The organism is Clostridium sp. HCP1S3_C6, assembly GCF_052066735.1.
Lineage (GTDB): Bacteria > Bacillota > Clostridia > Clostridiales > Clostridiaceae > Clostridium.
In genome coordinates this window covers 1-15,884 of record NZ_JBQHRN010000015.1, presented here as the reverse complement: position 1 = coordinate 15,884, position 15,884 = coordinate 1, and the positions used below count along the sequence as shown (strand labels likewise).

General features: G+C 26.8%; 29 protein-coding genes. 25 read left to right on the top strand and 4 right to left on the bottom strand.

Going from position 1 to position 15,884, the window contains the following annotated elements:
- The first annotated feature begins 62 nt into the window (after positions 1-62).
- Entirely contained in the window at positions 63-938 is an 876-nt protein-coding gene (locus tag ACTNAO_RS07165) for a GNAT family N-acetyltransferase (RefSeq protein ID WP_441028037.1), read from the top strand.
- A 35-nt stretch (positions 939-973) separates the two neighbouring features.
- Here ACTNAO_RS07165 and ACTNAO_RS07160 read toward each other — a convergent pair whose 3' ends face one another.
- Positions 974-2,677: a diguanylate cyclase domain-containing protein gene (locus tag ACTNAO_RS07160; RefSeq protein ID WP_441028036.1), complete on the bottom strand. Its 1,704-nt coding sequence runs from the start codon at positions 2,675-2,677 to the stop codon at positions 974-976.
- Positions 2,678-2,826: 149 nt separating this feature from the next.
- On the opposite strand from ACTNAO_RS07160, the gene ACTNAO_RS07155 reads away from it, so the two are divergent.
- From ACTNAO_RS07155 to ACTNAO_RS07140, 4 genes are all read left to right on the top strand, one after another.
- Positions 2,827-3,486 carry a DNA-3-methyladenine glycosylase gene (locus ACTNAO_RS07155; RefSeq protein WP_441028035.1) on the top strand — a complete coding sequence of 220 codons (660 nt, stop codon included), beginning with the start codon at positions 2,827-2,829 and terminating at the stop codon, positions 3,484-3,486.
- A gap of 82 nt (positions 3,487-3,568) precedes the next feature.
- Complete coding sequence (locus ACTNAO_RS07150) at positions 3,569-4,129, top strand: rhomboid family intramembrane serine protease (protein WP_441028034.1); 561 nt, start codon at positions 3,569-3,571, stop codon at positions 4,127-4,129.
- An 80-nt stretch (positions 4,130-4,209) separates the two neighbouring features.
- Positions 4,210-5,112, top strand: a complete 903-nt coding sequence (locus ACTNAO_RS07145) for a GH25 family lysozyme (RefSeq protein WP_441046130.1) — start codon at positions 4,210-4,212, stop codon at positions 5,110-5,112.
- Positions 5,113-5,124: 12 nt separating this feature from the next.
- Positions 5,125-5,277, top strand: a complete 153-nt coding sequence (locus tag ACTNAO_RS07140) for a hypothetical protein (RefSeq protein WP_441028032.1) — start codon at positions 5,125-5,127, stop codon at positions 5,275-5,277.
- Between the two features lie 190 nt (positions 5,278-5,467).
- Here the strand turns inward: ACTNAO_RS07140 and ACTNAO_RS07135 are convergent, their stop codons facing one another.
- From ACTNAO_RS07135 to ACTNAO_RS07125, 3 genes are all read right to left on the bottom strand, one after another.
- Complete coding sequence (locus ACTNAO_RS07135; protein ID WP_321064200.1) at positions 5,468-7,117, bottom strand: recombinase family protein; 1,650 nt, start codon at positions 7,115-7,117, stop codon at positions 5,468-5,470.
- 79 nt (positions 7,118-7,196) lie between these two features.
- Positions 7,197-7,625: an ImmA/IrrE family metallo-endopeptidase gene (locus ACTNAO_RS07130; protein WP_321064201.1), complete on the bottom strand. Its 429-nt coding sequence runs from the start codon at positions 7,623-7,625 to the stop codon at positions 7,197-7,199.
- 17 nt (positions 7,626-7,642) lie between these two features.
- Positions 7,643-8,065 carry a helix-turn-helix domain-containing protein gene (locus ACTNAO_RS07125; protein ID WP_321064202.1) on the bottom strand — a complete coding sequence of 141 codons (423 nt, stop codon included), beginning with the start codon at positions 8,063-8,065 and terminating at the stop codon, positions 7,643-7,645.
- A 187-nt stretch (positions 8,066-8,252) separates the two neighbouring features.
- Between ACTNAO_RS07125 and ACTNAO_RS07120 the strand changes: the two genes are divergently transcribed.
- The 20 genes from ACTNAO_RS07120 to ACTNAO_RS07025 all read left to right on the top strand — a co-directional run bounded on the left by ACTNAO_RS07120 (position 8,253) and on the right by ACTNAO_RS07025 (position 15,745).
- Entirely contained in the window at positions 8,253-8,456 is a 204-nt protein-coding gene (locus ACTNAO_RS07120) for a helix-turn-helix domain-containing protein (RefSeq protein ID WP_321064203.1), read from the top strand.
- A 43-nt stretch (positions 8,457-8,499) separates the two neighbouring features.
- A complete protein-coding gene (locus ACTNAO_RS07115; RefSeq protein ID WP_321064204.1) occupies positions 8,500-9,207 on the top strand; it encodes a Rha family transcriptional regulator in 708 nt (235 codons plus the stop codon).
- A gap of 1 nt (position 9,208) precedes the next feature.
- Positions 9,209-9,352, top strand: coding sequence for a hypothetical protein (locus tag ACTNAO_RS07110; RefSeq protein ID WP_321064205.1), 144 nt, complete (start codon positions 9,209-9,211; stop codon positions 9,350-9,352).
- The gene (locus ACTNAO_RS07105; RefSeq protein ID WP_441028331.1) at positions 9,345-9,566 is read left to right on the top strand and encodes a hypothetical protein; all 222 of its coding nucleotides are present in this window, start codon (positions 9,345-9,347) and stop codon (positions 9,564-9,566) included. Before ACTNAO_RS07110 ends, ACTNAO_RS07105 begins: the two co-directional genes overlap by 8 nt.
- 94 nt (positions 9,567-9,660) lie before the next feature.
- The gene (locus ACTNAO_RS07100) at positions 9,661-9,825 is read left to right on the top strand and encodes a hypothetical protein (protein WP_321064207.1); all 165 of its coding nucleotides are present in this window, start codon (positions 9,661-9,663) and stop codon (positions 9,823-9,825) included.
- Between the two features lie 10 nt (positions 9,826-9,835).
- On the top strand, positions 9,836-10,015 hold the full coding sequence (locus ACTNAO_RS07095; RefSeq protein WP_321064208.1) for a hypothetical protein: 180 nt from the start codon (positions 9,836-9,838) through the stop codon (positions 10,013-10,015).
- Between the two features lie 7 nt (positions 10,016-10,022).
- Entirely contained in the window at positions 10,023-10,397 is a 375-nt protein-coding gene (locus ACTNAO_RS07090; RefSeq protein ID WP_441028334.1) for a hypothetical protein, read from the top strand.
- Positions 10,398-10,399: 2 nt separating this feature from the next.
- Positions 10,400-11,188, top strand: coding sequence for a phage replisome organizer N-terminal domain-containing protein (locus tag ACTNAO_RS07085; RefSeq protein ID WP_441028336.1), 789 nt, complete (start codon positions 10,400-10,402; stop codon positions 11,186-11,188).
- Positions 11,160-11,357, top strand: a complete 198-nt coding sequence (locus ACTNAO_RS07080; protein WP_321064211.1) for a hypothetical protein — start codon at positions 11,160-11,162, stop codon at positions 11,355-11,357. Before ACTNAO_RS07085 ends, ACTNAO_RS07080 begins: the two co-directional genes overlap by 29 nt.
- Complete coding sequence (locus ACTNAO_RS07075; RefSeq protein ID WP_320924754.1) at positions 11,311-11,628, top strand: hypothetical protein; 318 nt, start codon at positions 11,311-11,313, stop codon at positions 11,626-11,628. Before ACTNAO_RS07080 ends, ACTNAO_RS07075 begins: the two co-directional genes overlap by 47 nt.
- Positions 11,629-11,641: 13 nt before the next feature.
- Positions 11,642-11,896, top strand: coding sequence for a hypothetical protein (locus ACTNAO_RS07070; protein WP_441028338.1), 255 nt, complete (start codon positions 11,642-11,644; stop codon positions 11,894-11,896).
- Positions 11,897-11,900: 4 nt separating this feature from the next.
- Positions 11,901-12,512 carry an HNH endonuclease signature motif containing protein gene (locus tag ACTNAO_RS07065; protein ID WP_441028340.1) on the top strand — a complete coding sequence of 204 codons (612 nt, stop codon included), beginning with the start codon at positions 11,901-11,903 and terminating at the stop codon, positions 12,510-12,512.
- Entirely contained in the window at positions 12,505-12,900 is a 396-nt protein-coding gene (locus tag ACTNAO_RS07060; RefSeq protein WP_441028342.1) for a single-stranded DNA-binding protein, read from the top strand. The genes ACTNAO_RS07065 and ACTNAO_RS07060 overlap by 8 nt, the downstream gene beginning before the upstream one ends.
- Before the next feature lie 312 nt (positions 12,901-13,212).
- Positions 13,213-14,223: a phosphoadenosine phosphosulfate reductase domain-containing protein gene (locus tag ACTNAO_RS07055; protein WP_441028344.1), complete on the top strand. Its 1,011-nt coding sequence runs from the start codon at positions 13,213-13,215 to the stop codon at positions 14,221-14,223.
- 15 nt (positions 14,224-14,238) lie between these two features.
- Positions 14,239-14,451, top strand: coding sequence for a hypothetical protein (locus tag ACTNAO_RS07050; RefSeq protein ID WP_441028346.1), 213 nt, complete (start codon positions 14,239-14,241; stop codon positions 14,449-14,451).
- Positions 14,452-14,453: 2 nt separating this feature from the next.
- On the top strand, positions 14,454-14,612 hold the full coding sequence (locus ACTNAO_RS07045; RefSeq protein ID WP_441028348.1) for a hypothetical protein: 159 nt from the start codon (positions 14,454-14,456) through the stop codon (positions 14,610-14,612).
- 4 nt (positions 14,613-14,616) lie between these two features.
- On the top strand, positions 14,617-14,811 hold the full coding sequence (locus ACTNAO_RS07040; RefSeq protein WP_441028350.1) for a hypothetical protein: 195 nt from the start codon (positions 14,617-14,619) through the stop codon (positions 14,809-14,811).
- Between the two features lie 87 nt (positions 14,812-14,898).
- Positions 14,899-15,249, top strand: a complete 351-nt coding sequence (locus ACTNAO_RS07035) for a hypothetical protein (protein WP_441028352.1) — start codon at positions 14,899-14,901, stop codon at positions 15,247-15,249.
- Complete coding sequence (locus ACTNAO_RS07030; protein WP_441028354.1) at positions 15,250-15,483, top strand: hypothetical protein; 234 nt, start codon at positions 15,250-15,252, stop codon at positions 15,481-15,483. It abuts the gene before it with no gap.
- A gap of 22 nt (positions 15,484-15,505) precedes the next feature.
- Positions 15,506-15,745 carry a hypothetical protein gene (locus tag ACTNAO_RS07025; protein WP_441028356.1) on the top strand — a complete coding sequence of 80 codons (240 nt, stop codon included), beginning with the start codon at positions 15,506-15,508 and terminating at the stop codon, positions 15,743-15,745.
- The last annotated feature ends 139 nt before the right edge of the window (positions 15,746-15,884 follow it).

The following is a 15,884-nucleotide window of genomic DNA, read 5'->3' as shown; positions in this document are numbered from 1 at the left end:
TTAATAATATTTTTAAGCTCCTATTATTTATAGGAGCTTTTTATGAATATGGGGGCAAAAAATTGAGAGGTAAAATGACAATAGAAAAATTGTCTAATAACAATGTAAGTTCCTTTAAACAGTTATTAAAGGAATCACAAAGTGATTTATTATTTAAATTTGATTTTTATAGTTATTATAATGAAAGATCTTTTTTAGTAAAATATTTTATAAGAAAAAATGTAAAGTTAATTCTAGTTAATGGAGAGTGCGTAGGCTATATTTGGTTTGACTTTAAGTATTTAAAAACTCTTACTATTAATGATTTGTATATAAGAAAGGAATATTTTTACTATCTTAATTCATATATACTAAAAAGCTTTAATTCTGATTATATATTATTTGAAACCTATGAAACATCATATATGATTGAATTACTTAAAATATTAAATATGAAAAGAATTAGGATCTCACAAATTATGGAGTATAAAGATAATAATTTGTTAAATGAAAAAAATCAAGAAGATGTTTCTTTTGCTGAATATGCTAAAAATAAGGATGCAAAAATAAGATGTGAAATTCAAAATAATATTTTTGAAAATGAAAATAGAGCACCTTTGAGCATTGATGATATATATTATGATGAGAAGCAGGATTATTTTTTAGATAATATGAGTCTTTTTATGAAACTTAAAGAAAAATATATAGGTTATGGTCAAATTATATATACACGAGGATTATATATGATTGTAAATTTTGGAGTTATAAAAGAATTTAGATCTAAGGGGTATGGAAGAGTTTTTTTAAATGCCCTTATAAAACATTTTAAAGAAAAAATAAATTCTAATATTTTCATAAGAGTAGATTCTAACAATAAGATTGCAAGAAAACTATATGAGAAATCAGGATTTATGGATAAAGGTATCATTTCTACCTGGTTATATGAAAATAAAAAATAAGAATCTCATTATTTTTAAAGTAATGAGATTCTTTTTTAAATATTTACTTTTAACATTTGTTTCTGAATTTTTTTGTTTTTATACATTGCTTTATCTGCTAATTCATATATATGCCATAAAGAAACATTATCATTTTTATTTCTAGTAGCATATCCATAAGCTACTGACAAGGAATAATTAGTTTTAGAAGTTTTATTAAAGCTTAATAATTCTTCTGACAAATCATATAAAGCTTTTTCAACTTTGTTATTACTTACATCTGTTAAAATAGCAATAAATTCATCGCCACCCATTCTTGCAATAAAGCCAATGTTTGAAAAAACTTCATTAAGAATTGATGAAAATTTAGAAATCATTTCATCACCATATTGATGCCCATATGTATCATTAACATTTTTCAAATTGTTTAAATCTAAACTTATAATAGTAATTTCACTATCTATTTTGTCTTCCAGTTCATTTATAGTAGCTTCACATTTTGCTCTATTAGGAATTTTAGTAAGAACATCTACATAAGCAAGATTAATTAGTGTTTGCCTTTCTAAATTTTTATAAAGCATATTTAATGTTTCTATTCCATAACTATACAAGAATGCAATAACAAGTACAAATGCTCCAAAAGGAACCAAACTTATTTGAAGTTGCACGTTAGTTATTTGAAGATATTTTTCCATATAAAATCTAATTATATCTGTAAAACATATGGCAAGCATAATTAAAATACCATTAGTTAATATTTTTTCATGTTGTTGCTTTTGTCTATATACTTTAAATGTAGAATATACTATAAATATAGCTGATAAACCTGCTATTATTTGAAAGTAAGTTAAAAAATTACATAAGTGATCTATATTAAAATAATTTAATATAATTACTAAAACATTAAAAATCATAAGTAAATGAGCCATTAACAAAAAAACTTTTTTATAATGTTCATTTTGTTGCATTTTAAAAAAGTATAAAAGTAATGGTATTGGTGCTAAGTATAATGACAAATATTCAATATTTGAAATAACTGAAGTATTATGAAAAATTAAACCAAATATTTGATTACTACTAAGAATCCATAAGGACACTGATACAGCAAATAATGATATGTATATAAGTTTTGTTTTGTTTGCCTTAAATACTAATGCACTAGTTGAAATTATAAATGCTGAAAGTCCAAGTAATAACATAGGCACTGTAATTAATATTATAAATATTTTACTATTTATAAAGCCTTTATAAGTATTTTCTGAACTTTGTAACTTAACAGAATGTATACTTGAAAAGGCATTCTTTTCAGTAACAGTAAGCTTAATAGTTAATTCTTTGTTTTGAAAATCTTCAGGTATTGGAATTTTATAATAATCGCTACCTACTGGAAGATTTTTGTTATATAAATCATGTCCATAAGAATATATTAAGTCTCCATCTAAATAACAATCTATAACTGCATGGTAAACTAAAAAAGTTACTACAGGGTTATCAATTTTTGTATTTGGCAATACCTTTTTTATAGTAAAAGTATCACCAGTAGATAAGGGCTTGAAAGAAAAATCCTTTAAATTAACAAATTCTTCTTCATTATCATTTATTTTAACCTTTGTATCATCAGTAAATACTATTTCATTTGATGCAAAATATATAGCATTTCTCACATAAATACGAAAAAATAAAACTATTAATGTTACAACAAATATAATTATATATAATATTTTAAATAAATTTGATATTTTATTATTGTGTTCCTTCAAAAAAAAACACCCCTTAAAAATTTATTATATATACATATTATAAGTATACTATAAAAAGACAAAAGAAAATAATAAATTTGAAAAAATTTAATACTTTGTTATATAATTGGTTAAAATATGTTTATAAAATTTATTTAAAGGGGTTTAATATGGAATTACAAATATTAAATAAAAACTTTTATGAAAGAGATACTATTACAGTTGCTAAAGAATTACTTGGAAAATATTTAGTTCATAAAGTAAAGGATAAAATAGTTGGAGGAAAAATTGTAGAAGTAGAAGCATATACAGGAATTAATGATAAAGCTGCCCATGTTTATGGTGGGAAAAAAACTCCAAGGGTTATGCCAATGTATGGTGATGCAGGAAATACATATATTTATTCTATTTATGGAAAATATGTTTGCTTAAATATTATTACAGTAAAAAAAGGTGAACCTCAGGGTGTTTTAATAAGAGCTATAGAACCTTTATTTTCATTAGATTCTATGGCGCAATTTAGATATAATAAACTTTTTAATAGTCTTACAAAAAAGGAAATATTAAATTTGACTTCAGGTCCTTCTAAATTATGTATGGCCCTAAATATAACAAAAGAACAAAATGATAAGTTACTAGGTGAAAATGATCTATATATACTAGATAATTGTAAGAATACTAAAGATATGATAGAAAGAAATGAAGAAAAAGAAGGATTAATAGTTTCAAGCAAAAGAATAGGCATTGATTATGCTATGGAAGCAAGGGATTATTTGTATAGATTTTATTTTAAGGATAATCCATATGTATCTATAAAAGATAAAAATTAATAAATTATTTTCTATAAGTTGTTATAATTGGCTTTATAATGGTATAATTATATATGTATTTTGGGGAAAGGGGTTAATTGCTTTGTTGAAAAAAATTAAATATAATTCACCGGTTATACTTACTTTTGTTATTCTTGCTTTTTTAGTGCTATGTATAAATACTTATACTAATGGTTATGCTAATAAGATGTATTTTTCAGTATACCGTAGTTCCATGCATGATTTTAGATTTTTTATAAGACTATTTGCTTATGTATTAGGTCATACATCATGGGAACACTTTACTGGAAACATAATGCTTATTCTTGCTATAGGCCCTATGGTTGAAGAGAAATATGGTAGTCAAAAATTATTAATAATGATCCTTTTTACAACTTTAATAACATCATTATTTAATTTAGCTTTTTTTAATACTGGCATTATTGGAGCTAGTGGAATAGTATTTATGTTAATACTATTAGCGTCCATAACTCAAACATCTGAAGGTGCAATACCACTTACATTGATTTTAGTTGCATTAACATACATAGGAGGCCAAGTTATATCAGGAATATTAAATACTGATAACATATCTCAGCTTTCACATATACTTGGTGGAGCTTGTGGTTGCATATTTGGTCTAGTTTCAAGAAAATCCGAGTAAATTATACATAAAAAAATTTTATAAAGAGTAGGGCAAAAAGCCTTGCTCTTTAATATTATATTATGAAAGGATTGATATTAATGAAAGGAATAGATGTAAGTAATAACAATGGCTCAATTAATTTTAGTAATGTAAAATCAAGTGGAATTGAATGTGTATATGTTAAAGCAACTGAAGGAACAACTTTTGTTGATAAATATAAAAACACATTTTACAATTTGGCTAAGCAAAGTGGATTATATGTAGGATTTTACCATTTCCTTGTTGCCACATCTAGCCCAGAAACCCAGGCAGAAAATTTCTTTAATGAAATAAAAAATTACAAAAATGATTTAGTTCCTATGTTAGATGTTGAAAGGAATTTCACTAATTTAAATGACTATATGTATAGGTTTATTAATAAATTCATATCCTTAAGTAATATGGAAATTGGCATTTATTCTTATACTTCTTTTATAAAGAATTATATTAGCAGTAAATTCAAGGATTACAAATTATGGGAAGCTAATTATAATGACTCGCCATGGAATCTGCCAAATAACTTTTTTAATGTAAGAATTGGTCATCAATATTCAGAATCAGCAAGGGTAAATGGTGTAAATGGAATTTGTGATATAAATGATTTCAATTTAGGTGTATTTATAAATAATTCATCACCTGTTTCACCTATTTCTTATAGTAATGAAAATGAATGTCTAACACTTCAAAGGGAATTAAATGTGCAAGGATTTAAAGATAAAAATGGCAATAAACTTGTTGAAGACGGGATACCTGGTCCTTTAACTTTAAGTGCCTGCCCTGTGGTTAAAAAAGGGGCCAGAGGAAATATTACTACTTGGATTCAATTAAGGTGTGGTGCAAATCCTGATGGAATTTTTGGGAATGATACAGAAAATGCAGTTAAATGGATGCAAAGAAAATGGAATATAAATGATGATGGTATTGTAGGTATTATGACTTGGACTAAATTACTTGGTTTATAGGAGGTATCTAAAATGGAAGAGTGTGAGAGAAAAAAATTGGAGAGATTAGAAACTTTAGCTCATATTCATGCCTTTACTAAACTTGGAACCTTTTATTATGAGATTTTTTTAATAAATGAAGTATACTTTAATGCTAAATTTGAAAACTATAAAAGAAAATGGTAGTAGATGTAGCATAAAAATATTTTTAAAAAAGAGACTGGTTTATTGCCAGTCTTTTTTATGATATAATGATTTAGATTTACAAATGAAAGGAAAGAAAAATTAATGAATAAAGAAAATAAATATTTTTATATAGAAACATGGGGTTGTCCGTTAGTTTAAGTAAAGAAGAATTTTAAGTCAATAAAATAGCCTATTCCGCATATATAAAATTAATTTCTAATTCATTTTTTAATTTTATATTCAAGATTTTTTTATCTTTTACAGTTATACTGTTAAATAATTCATTAACAAATTCTTTTAATTTTTCTCTTCCAATATCATCAATAATTTTTCTATAATTAATTTCGCCTTTAAGAATTTTACTTAATTCAGCAAACAACATCTTATCTATTAAAATATTGTCGCTTTGCGTATTGCTAGAAGTATTTTTTAATTTATTGTTTATTTCTTTCAATTTTTCAGTTATACTATTTTTCTTTATAATATAATCTTTTTCACTCATAGCATTATCATCAAATAGATATAAATCATCAAGTCTAGTTAATGCTCTCTCAAATTTTAATTTATTTTTATTTAGTAATTCTATATCTATATTAATTACATTATTGCTACCAGATGTTTTATTTTTATAGTTATCATTTACAATTCCCTGATAAGCATTATAAATTTCAGTAATATTAGATATTCCTATAACTTTATTAAAACAACTTCCAGATATCAATTTCTTTTCAAATTCATTTTCAGTAATTTTATATTTATCTAGAATATTAGATAAATTAATTATATTTCTTATAAAATTAAAACAAAAAGTACCTACAATGTTTTCAGAGATGGTTTTTTGAGTACAGCCTAAATGGTCATATCTTCCTTTGCAAGTGTAAATAGAAGGTCTAAAGCCATCATTTCGTGCTTTATCTTGTTTTGCATTAAAGTTATGACCACATTCACCACACACAATTAATCCTGCAAATACATGTACTTTAGAATTAGCTCTATAAAGTGCAGAATTTCTTTTTGCATTTTCATCTAATATATTATTACATTTTTTGAAAAGTTCTTTAGAAATTATAGCAGGGTGGTTATCTTCAACTACAATCCATTCCTTCTCATCTTTTATTTTTCCATGCGAACCATTTCTATAATTATATCTGTAAGTACCAATATAAAAAACATTTCTTAAAATATCAGAAATTGTTTTAGTGGTCCAAGATCCATTACGTTTAGTTTTTATTTTATTTGTATTAAGTAATTCTTTAACACCAAAAGTTGTTTTTAATTCTGCATATTTCTCAAAAATCAATTTTACTGTTGCAGCTTCATTATCATCAATTTCAGGGAATTTTATTTTATCATTCCACTTATAACCTAATGGGATAGGAGCACCATTCCATTTACCTTTACTTGCTCTATCATACATAATAGCTTTTACACGTTCTCCTGTAAGTTTTCTTTCAAGTTCTGCAAATACTAATATAATCTTAAGCATTGCTTCGCCCATGGCACTAGAAGTATTAAATTGTTCATTTCTACTAATAAATGTGCAATTATGTTCTTTAAGTTCATTGTACATATCACAAAAATCTAAGAGATTACGAGAAATTCTATCAATTTTCCATACAAGCAAATGTGTAAATTCATTTTTTCTGATTTTATTCATCATTTTTTGATATTCTGGTCTATCTGTATTCTTTGCAGAAAAGCCAGCATCTTCAAAAATCTCATAATCTTCACAATTTAATGCAAATTTAGCATAGTTAATTAAATCTTGTTTTTGTAATGGCAAACTATCTTTATCAATTTGATGATGTGTTGAAACTCTGGTATACATTGCTATTTTCATTATTTACCCTCCTTGTGCAAACATATGTTTAGCATAGATTTATAAATTAAGCCATTAAAAAAATATTACTTTTAATGGCTTAAAAAACATTATATTTTATTTTTATTAATTCAATGGGCACTTTATAGTAATTTGCCAATTGGTTTATTGTATATTCGTAAATAAAATTATCTGTATCTATTAATAATTCAGATGCAAAGTAATTAGCCTGTCTTTCTAATTTATTAATAGAGTAAAAGGTATTTTTTCTAAATAAAGGAGTATTAGCATTAGGGTGTAATCTTGAATGTCCTAATTCATGTGCACATGTAACAATCTGCATTTGTTCAGATAAGTTTGAATTTATATGAATGAATTTTTGCCTGGCAAATTTATTATAATATCCATTGATAGAACCAAGTTCTTCATATATTACAATAATATTTTCATTTTTAGCAATTTCAAAAGGGTTTCTTGTCTTGTATTTCTTTACAAGTTTTACAACTTCTTTTTTTATATATTCTCTCATTCCCCCACCACCTATTTTTATTTTTTATATTTTTTAGGTGTGTATTTTTCTTTTGCTATTTTTTTTGCAATTCTCATAGAATTTTCAAGACTAGACCTTAACAGTTCCCTAGTTTCATCATCTATCGGTTCACCATCAAACATTAAGGCATCTTGAGAGCTTTCTAATTGCTCTAATGTTTCACCTAAAGCTTTTTTAATATCTTTTTCAGCTTTATGAGATAATTCTGTAGCTTTATTATCTTCCCATCCCATTAAATATCCAGGAGAACATTCTAAAACTTTAGCTAATGCTTCTATTTTATCTATTCCCATATTTTGTATATCTTTAGTTTCATATCTTGAAACTGTTGATTCGGCTACCCCAAGAGCATTTGCTACATCCTTTAAACTTAATTTTAATTCTAACCTTCTTTCTTTAATTTTATCATTTACTCCCATGCTAACACCTCTCTTTTATATTGCAACTATAATATTATTATATAATATATTTGCATATTTGCAAGTATTTAATTTAATCATTCAATGTTTTTTTGCGTAAATGCAAAAAAAATGTTGACATAAAAAAATGGTGATGTTAGTATAATATTGTAATTGCGTTTACGCAAGAAAAATTGGAGGTGAAAATTTGATAAATACTCAAAAGATTAAAGCAAAAATGACAGAAAAGAAAATTACGCAAGTTCAGCTAGCAAAACTACTAGGGATAGATCCATCTACATTAAACAGAAAAATTAACAATAAGAATGGAGATAACTTAACAGTAAAAGAAGTGCAAAAAATTATGAACATACTAGATATAAACAATCCAACAGAATATTTTTTTATTTAAAAACTTGCGTAAACGCAATATATTTTATTAAGGAGGAATGAATGTGAAAGAATTAATAATTAAAAATTGCAAAGGTATCAATGTAGTAGATAGTAGAGAAGTAGCAGAAATGATAGGAAAAAAGCATTCTCATTTGATGAGAGATATACAAAGTTATGAAAAAGTAATTTCTGAAAATCCAAAATTGGATTCTCAAAATTTTTTCATCAGGGATAATTACAAAGTAGAAGGAAATAATAAAACTTATGATTGTTATTTATTAACAAAACAAGGTTGTGAAATGGTAGCAAATAAAATGACTGGTGAAAAAGGCATTATTTTTACAGCTGAATATGTACAAGCATTTAATAAAATGGAACAATCTGTTCCTCAACTTTCTAAAGAACTGCAAGCTATTTTTGTTCTAGATAATAGAACAGTGGAAATTGAAAAGAGAATTGATAACATAGAAAACAATCTGCCATTGCTTGGTGTAGATTGTGATGAAGTTACAAAAACTGTACATGGTGTTGGTGTTAGATTACTTGGAAGCAAAAACAGTAATGCATATAAAGATAAGTCTTTACGCAGAAGAGTTTATACAGACATATATGGAGAATTAAAAAGACAGTTTCAAGTAAGAAGTTATAAGGCAATAAAAAGATGTGAATTAAGTAAAGCTATTGATGTAATTAATAATTACAAATTGCCTTTAGCATTAGATAGTGAAATATTTCAAGTTAATAATCAAATGTCAATGGAGGTGTCTTGATATGGTAAGTAAAGAAGTGCAAGATATGATGAAAAAATTTGGTTATAAATCAGTTGAGGAAATTGATGAAGCTTACAAAAAAGCAAAAATAAACATAGGTTTTTTTACTACTCCAATTAAGAAAAAAGGTGAGAAAAGTGCATAAGAAAAAATATAAAGCAATAATACCAAACAAGGTAAAAGATATAAATGCAGTAAATAGCTTATTAATTAAGCTTAGATATTATTGGGAAATGGTAGAAGTTCATAAAAGAAAGGGCAGTAAGCCTGATGAAAAAAAGTATTTAGAATTTTTAAAAATGTACAGGCATACAGCAAATAAGCTAAGAAGTTTTGGAGTAGAGATTAGAAAGAGGTGATAAATAGTGTTAAAAAAATTAAAGAAATTATTAGATAAAAAGTACATAAAAGAAAGTCTAATAATTAATAGCAATGGAATATGGGGTAAGTAATATGCAGGTATTAAGAATAATGGGCATTCTTGCATTAGTAATAAGTTTTTTGCTAAGTGCAGGAAGTGTACAAAATGCATGGGAAGATGACAATGATAGGTATTTCTTTATGTATGCTGCATTAATGGTATGTAGCATGGGTGGATTTATTTATCTAGTTAATTAAAGGTGGAAATATGCAGAAGAAAATAGCATTTAGAAAAAGAGGAAAAATTAACAATTTACGATTAAGACATATTGCTGAATTGGTGGACGCAGGTGTAGATCCACGAGATTTTAATTTAGTTGAGGAATTAACAAATAGATATGTATTTGAACATATGTCAAGTGGAAAGTTGGTAAGTATAAGGAGATGAAAAAAAGTTGAAGAAAAATATTGCAGATTATTCAGATGAAATATTAGAAGAAGCTTCAAGACTTGTTGAAGAAGGAATAGATTACAAAGAAGCACATAAAAAAGCATTGAAAGAATATGCCGATTACTGCACCGACCAAAGCAACAGTAATCAAGCAAATACATTCAATAACAGTGTACACCTTGGGAATTATATTTTCAAGGTAGGAGATAAATTTAAGCATGAAAATGGGGTAGTTGGAACTATTGTAGGCATAGATAATGACTTAATTAATTTAAGTCAACATAGTGCTGAATATGGTTACTATCCTAACATAACCGTTACAGCTTATATTTTGACAGATTTATTGAAAAGAAAACAATTAATAAGAGCAGGTGATTAAAAATGTCAAATCCTAAAAAATATTATTGGTTAAAGTTAAAAAAAGATTTCTTTAACCAAAAAGAAATTAAAAAATTAAGGAAAATAGCAGGTGGTGACACTTACACTATTATCTATTTAAAAATGCAATTGCTTACTCTTCAGGACGAGGGGATATTGAAATTTGAAGGTACAGAAGAAAACCTTGCAGAGCAATTAGCATTAGAAATAGATGAAGATGTAGATAATATCCAAGTAACCATAAATTTCCTTATTAAAAACAAATTAATTGAAGAAGTACAGGAAGATGAATACTTATTACCAAAAACTGTAGAGTGTATCGGCAAAGAAGGTAGAAGTGCCGAAAGAGTGCGTAAACACAGAGAAAAGAAGAAAAATGGAGAGCAAAAAGCGTTACAATGTAACGCTACTGTAACAAAATGTAACACAGAGACAGAGACAGAGACAGAGATAGAGACAGAGATAGAGATAGAGACAGAGCAACAGATAGAAAAAATAGTTGGTTGTAATAAAGCAGAAAGTAAAATAATTTTATCTGTTTGTAAAAAATCTAATTGTAAAAATGTTGTTGCTGTTGTTAAGGAAAAGTTAGAAATAATTGATAATGGAAATTTCAATAATAGAATTGGAGCATTAATAAGAGCAATAGAAAATAATTGGACTAGAAGTAAAAACAGTAGTTCTGTTTCTAATTTCAATAATTTTGAACCAAGACAATATGACTATGAGGATTTAGAAAAGAAATTGTTAGGTTGGGATAAAGATGATGAAGAAAATAAAAATGCTTCTTAAGGCTGATAGTGAGTTATTGGACCATTCGCATTGGAATGATTCAGTAAAGCTACAAGATAAAAGTTATGACTATACTTCACATTACAAGCTATTAAGTGAAGCAAAGAAGGAGGTGGAAGAAATTGAAACAAGATTTAGAGAGAACACAAAAAGCAAGAGTATATGTTAGAAAACATTACAGTAGTACAACAAATAGAGATTTAATAATAGATGTTTCTAAAAAATTTGGATATACAAAAGCTGGAGCAAAAAACTTAATTTACAAATGGACTAGAGATTTAGATCCACCACCAAAAGCGATAAAGAAGGTAGAAACTAATTTAAAAGGACCTGATTTGATAAAAAAATTAAATGAACTTGAATTAGAAGAACAAAAGGATTACGAAAGAAGGCAGAAAAAAATACTGCAAAACAGACCTAAAATAAGAATAAGTTTATAGGAGTGATGAAATAATGAATAATAACAACAATAATGACAATAATAATTTAGGTGATCTTAACAATTATCTTTTTGATGAAATGAAAAGACTTAATGATAAAGATTTAAAAGGTGATGAATTAAAAAATGAAATACTTAGAGCAAAATCTATAACAGATGTAGCTGCTAAGATAGTTGATAATGCAAATTTAGTATTAAATGCAGAAAAATTCAAAGCTGAAACACTTGGAAGAAGTACAGTTCAAACTTCAAAGTTGTTAGAAGGTTAATAGTATGGGATATGGCATTAAATGGTCAGATGAAGAAAAAGAATATCTGAAAGAAATAACACCAGGTCATCATTATGTGGAAATAGCAGAACTTATGAATAAAAAATTCGATAGAGAATTTACAGTTAAATTAGTTAAAAATGCAATAGGTAGATATAAGTTAAATACTGGTTTTGATGGAAGATTTGAAAAAGGTTTAATTCCACACAATAAAGGTCAAAAAGGTGTATGTGCTAAAGGCGCTGAAAAAGGTTGGTTTAAAAAAGGACAAACCCCTATTAATCACAAGCCAGTAGGTTCAGAGAGAATAACTAAAGATGGATATATAATGCTTAAGGTTGCAGAGCCTAACAAATGGAGGTTGAAGCATGTAGCTGAATGGGAAAAACATAATGGAAAACTTCCAAGAAATCATGCATTGATATTTCTAGATAGAAATAAACAAAATACTTCAATAGACAATTTAAAGTTAGTTTCTAGAAGTGAGTTATTAATTATCAATAGAGATAATTTACTTAAAGATAATAAAGAACTAAATGAAACTGCAGTTATTATTGCAAAAGTTACAGATAAGGTTCAAAAAGTTATTAAAAAAGGAGAGCGAATAAATGAATAAAGTAGTTTTAATGGGAAGATTAACAAAAGATCCTGAACTAAGATTTGCAGCAGGAAGTGGTAAAGGTGTATGTAGATTTACAGTTGCAGTAGATAGAAAAAAGAAAGATGATGGAGCAGATTTTATAAATTGTGTTGCATTTGGTAAAACAGCAGAAACAATAAGCCAATATCTAGTAAAAGGCAGACAGATACTTATTGAGGGAAATATAAGAACTGGAAGTTATGAAAATGACGAAGGTAAAAAAATATACACAACTAATGTGAATGTTGAAAGATTTGAATTTATTGGCAACAAGGGTGATAGTACAAGCAGTAATGATGATACTTTCGGAGCAGGTATTCCAAATGATGTAGTTCCAGAAGATGATGGAGAAATGCCATTTTAGAAATTAAATAAAAAAATAAAATCTTGGCTACTTGAAAAAGGGTTGAGATAGAGGTGTAAGCGTAGAACATTGTGTATTAATTCTCTTAAAGTTTTAACTGACTATTGTGCAAATTAAATTATGAAAGGATGTGAAGCACTCCCCAATTTTTTTACATATTTTCTCAATATCTACTTAGTCAGTTTTAACTAATTAAAAAATTTAAATGAAAGGATGTGAATATACCTCCATACAATATATTTGTACTCTGAATTAATACACACTTTCAACCTTGTTTTAAGTAGCCAAGAGAAATAAATCAGGTGATTAAAAGTGTATATACAAGATATTGACTTAAAGTTAAAGGATTGGGCTTTTGCACAAAGAAAAGGTCTACCTTATGACCTTAAATTATTGTTAAGCGAGAGAAGAATAAGAGATTGGTACAGCTATTGGCAAGGTGATGTGTATGTTAGTTTTAGTGGTGGATTAGATAGCACAATCCTGTTGCATATGGTAAGAAAATTCTGCCCGGATGTGGAGGCAGTATTTTGTGATACTGGACTTGAATATCCAGAGTTAAAACAGTTCGTAAGGAAATTTGATAATGTAACAATTTTAAGACCAGAGATAAGCTTTAGAGAAGTTATTAAAAAATATGGTTATCCTTTAATCTCAAAAGAAACTGCTGCGAAGATAAGAAAATTAAGACATGGAAATTTAAGCGAAAGATATAGAAATTATTTACTAAATGGTGATGAAAGGGGTAAGTTGGGAAAACTTGCAGAGAAGTGGAAGTTCTTATTAGATGCTCCATTTGATACATCAGAAAAATGTTGTGATGTTATGAAGAAAAAACCATTTAAGAAATTCCATAAAGAAACAGGTAAATATCCATATCTAGGGATAACACAAGATGAAGGATTTCAAAGGCAAAGACAATACGAAAAGACAGGTTGCAACGTGTATGATGCCAATGCTCCAAAAAGTCAGCCTTTGGGCTTTTGGACCAAGCAAGATATATTAAGATATGCAATAGAAAATAACATTGAAATATGTAGTGTGTATGGTGATATTGTTTGTGAAAATGGAATATATCGAACAACAGGAGTACAAAGAACAGGTTGTATGTTTTGTGCATTTGGTTGCCATTTAGAAAAATATCCGAACAGATTTCAAAAAATGCAGACAACACATCCACAATTATATTCTTACTGCATGAAAAAATGGGATGATGGAGGTCTTGGAATGGCAGATGTACTTGATTATATACATGTTCCCTATACAGACAAAGAACATATTAAATGCAACGGGAAATGTTATTTACAAACAAAATTGATATAGTTGTGAGGTGATATTTTGGAAACTACAGAAGTTTTAGGTCAAATAAGTGTATTTGACGTTCTAGGAAGAAAGAATTTAAATAAATATTCTGTATTTTACAGTACAAATTCACAAAATTATGAAAAAGCAGAAGTTGAAGCTAAAAGTAGAATTGAAGCTGTAGAAATATTAGCAAAGGAATTAAAGAAAAAAGGTATTACACATTTTCTTTATAAGTTTAGGAGTTAGTTATGGCATCAGGATATTGTAGATTTCATAAAAGATATTTAAATAAAGATGAAATAAAAGTTAAAAGGTGCAGGTGTAAAGCTAACACTAAGAATAAATGCAAATACTTTATAGAGTGTAGTAAGTTAAAGCTTAGATATAGAAATTGTACAAGAAGGTGAGTTAATGACTAAAGAACTAGAAAGAATAATAGTTAAGTTAGCTGACAGAACAAATAATACTAGTGGACCAGTACATTTAATGATCCATGAAGAATTAAATTTAAAAGAAAAAAATACAATAGTGCTTAGATTTCCAACATGGGATATAAGATTTGAAGGGCATTGTATTTGGATGTTTAAGAAAGAGGGGGCAGTTTAATAGCAAAAAGAACATAAATATGAGCCTAATTTCTACAGAATAGTTGCAATAGAAAGAATCAATATTAAATTGGAAGGTGAAGAATAAATGGATGCATTAGAATATTTTAAAATAAAAAAGAGAATGACTAATAAATGTGAAATGGATTGTGTTGATTGCCCATTATATCATGCTAACAATAATAAAAAACTAGGTTGTAAGAGATTTGAAACTTTTTATCCAGAAGAAGCTATTAAAATAGTTGAAGATTGGGAAAAAGAACATCCTTTTGTAACCAATGCGGATAAGTATAAAGAAATTATCAGAAAAACATTTGGAGATAATTTTATACAAATTTGTTTTAGAGAAAATGTTCCAACATGCAGGTGTAGAGATTTTAACTGTAGTGAATGTGAAGAGTTCTGGGGCAGAGAGTATAAAAAGAAGGAGGAAGAATAAATGATTAATATACAAAATTATATGGTTATTTACAAAGGTGAATTGTATAAGAACTGTTTAGATTTAGGAATATGTATCTCTCATAGAATAGACGAAGAAACTAAAAAAGATAAGACATTATTAGAACAAGCAACAGTTATTTATATAGATGAAAATAATAAGTTAAAAGTATTAGAAGATGTAGCTGGAGAATTTCAGTTTATTCCTAAAGATATAAAAATAATTAATTCGTAATATGTAGAAAGGGTGAAGTAAGATGAAAATAGAAAGTGTTGATATTATGGAAGTATCTGATGATAAAAGAACTATTCAATTTAGAAAAAATGATGTAGTTGAAATACTATATAGAATAAGTAAAAAATGTTTAGGGAGAATAACATTTATTGATACAAACAATGTTGAAATAGACGCCAGTAAAGAATACAAAAGTGATATTAGAAGTATAAAATACGAAGATATAGATTCAATAAAATTGATTAAAAGAGAGAATAATTAGTTCACAATACTAAGAAAGGAAGATGTAAAAATGAAAACTATTAATATAATAATTGAAAATTTCATAAATAAAGCTGAAAAGGAGGGGGTAATCGATGATGAAGTAGCAGAAGAATTAAAATCTTATGCTAATTGGTTAG

What these genes read in the sequence shown, in the direction of transcription:
- ACTNAO_RS07155 (WP_441028035.1), top strand. Translation starts at nt 2,827, where the DNA reads ATGGAATTACAAATATTAAATAAAAACTTTTATGAAAGAGATACTATT.
- ACTNAO_RS07145 (WP_441046130.1), top strand. Translation starts at nt 4,210, where the DNA reads ATGAAAGGAATAGATGTAAGTAATAACAATGGCTCAATTAATTTTAGT.
- ACTNAO_RS07140 (WP_441028032.1), top strand. Translation starts at nt 5,125, where the DNA reads ATGGAAGAGTGTGAGAGAAAAAAATTGGAGAGATTAGAAACTTTAGCT.
- ACTNAO_RS07135 (WP_321064200.1), bottom strand. Translation starts at nt 7,117, where the DNA reads ATGAAAATAGCAATGTATACCAGAGTTTCAACACATCATCAAATTGAT.
- ACTNAO_RS07130 (WP_321064201.1), bottom strand. Translation starts at nt 7,625, where the DNA reads ATGAGAGAATATATAAAAAAAGAAGTTGTAAAACTTGTAAAGAAATAC.
- ACTNAO_RS07125 (WP_321064202.1), bottom strand. Translation starts at nt 8,065, where the DNA reads ATGGGAGTAAATGATAAAATTAAAGAAAGAAGGTTAGAATTAAAATTA.
- ACTNAO_RS07110 (WP_321064205.1), top strand. Translation starts at nt 9,209, where the DNA reads ATGGTAAGTAAAGAAGTGCAAGATATGATGAAAAAATTTGGTTATAAA.
- ACTNAO_RS07100 (WP_321064207.1), top strand. Translation starts at nt 9,661, where the DNA reads ATGCAGGTATTAAGAATAATGGGCATTCTTGCATTAGTAATAAGTTTT.
- ACTNAO_RS07095 (WP_321064208.1), top strand. Translation starts at nt 9,836, where the DNA reads ATGCAGAAGAAAATAGCATTTAGAAAAAGAGGAAAAATTAACAATTTA.
- ACTNAO_RS07085 (WP_441028336.1), top strand. Translation starts at nt 10,400, where the DNA reads ATGTCAAATCCTAAAAAATATTATTGGTTAAAGTTAAAAAAAGATTTC.
- ACTNAO_RS07080 (WP_321064211.1), top strand. Translation starts at nt 11,160, where the DNA reads ATGATGAAGAAAATAAAAATGCTTCTTAAGGCTGATAGTGAGTTATTG.
- ACTNAO_RS07070 (WP_441028338.1), top strand. Translation starts at nt 11,642, where the DNA reads ATGAATAATAACAACAATAATGACAATAATAATTTAGGTGATCTTAAC.
- ACTNAO_RS07065 (WP_441028340.1), top strand. Translation starts at nt 11,901, where the DNA reads ATGGGATATGGCATTAAATGGTCAGATGAAGAAAAAGAATATCTGAAA.
- ACTNAO_RS07060 (WP_441028342.1), top strand. Translation starts at nt 12,505, where the DNA reads ATGAATAAAGTAGTTTTAATGGGAAGATTAACAAAAGATCCTGAACTA.
- ACTNAO_RS07045 (WP_441028348.1), top strand. Translation starts at nt 14,454, where the DNA reads ATGGCATCAGGATATTGTAGATTTCATAAAAGATATTTAAATAAAGAT.
- ACTNAO_RS07040 (WP_441028350.1), top strand. Translation starts at nt 14,617, where the DNA reads ATGACTAAAGAACTAGAAAGAATAATAGTTAAGTTAGCTGACAGAACA.
- ACTNAO_RS07035 (WP_441028352.1), top strand. Translation starts at nt 14,899, where the DNA reads ATGGATGCATTAGAATATTTTAAAATAAAAAAGAGAATGACTAATAAA.
- ACTNAO_RS07030 (WP_441028354.1), top strand. Translation starts at nt 15,250, where the DNA reads ATGATTAATATACAAAATTATATGGTTATTTACAAAGGTGAATTGTAT.
- ACTNAO_RS07025 (WP_441028356.1), top strand. Translation starts at nt 15,506, where the DNA reads ATGAAAATAGAAAGTGTTGATATTATGGAAGTATCTGATGATAAAAGA.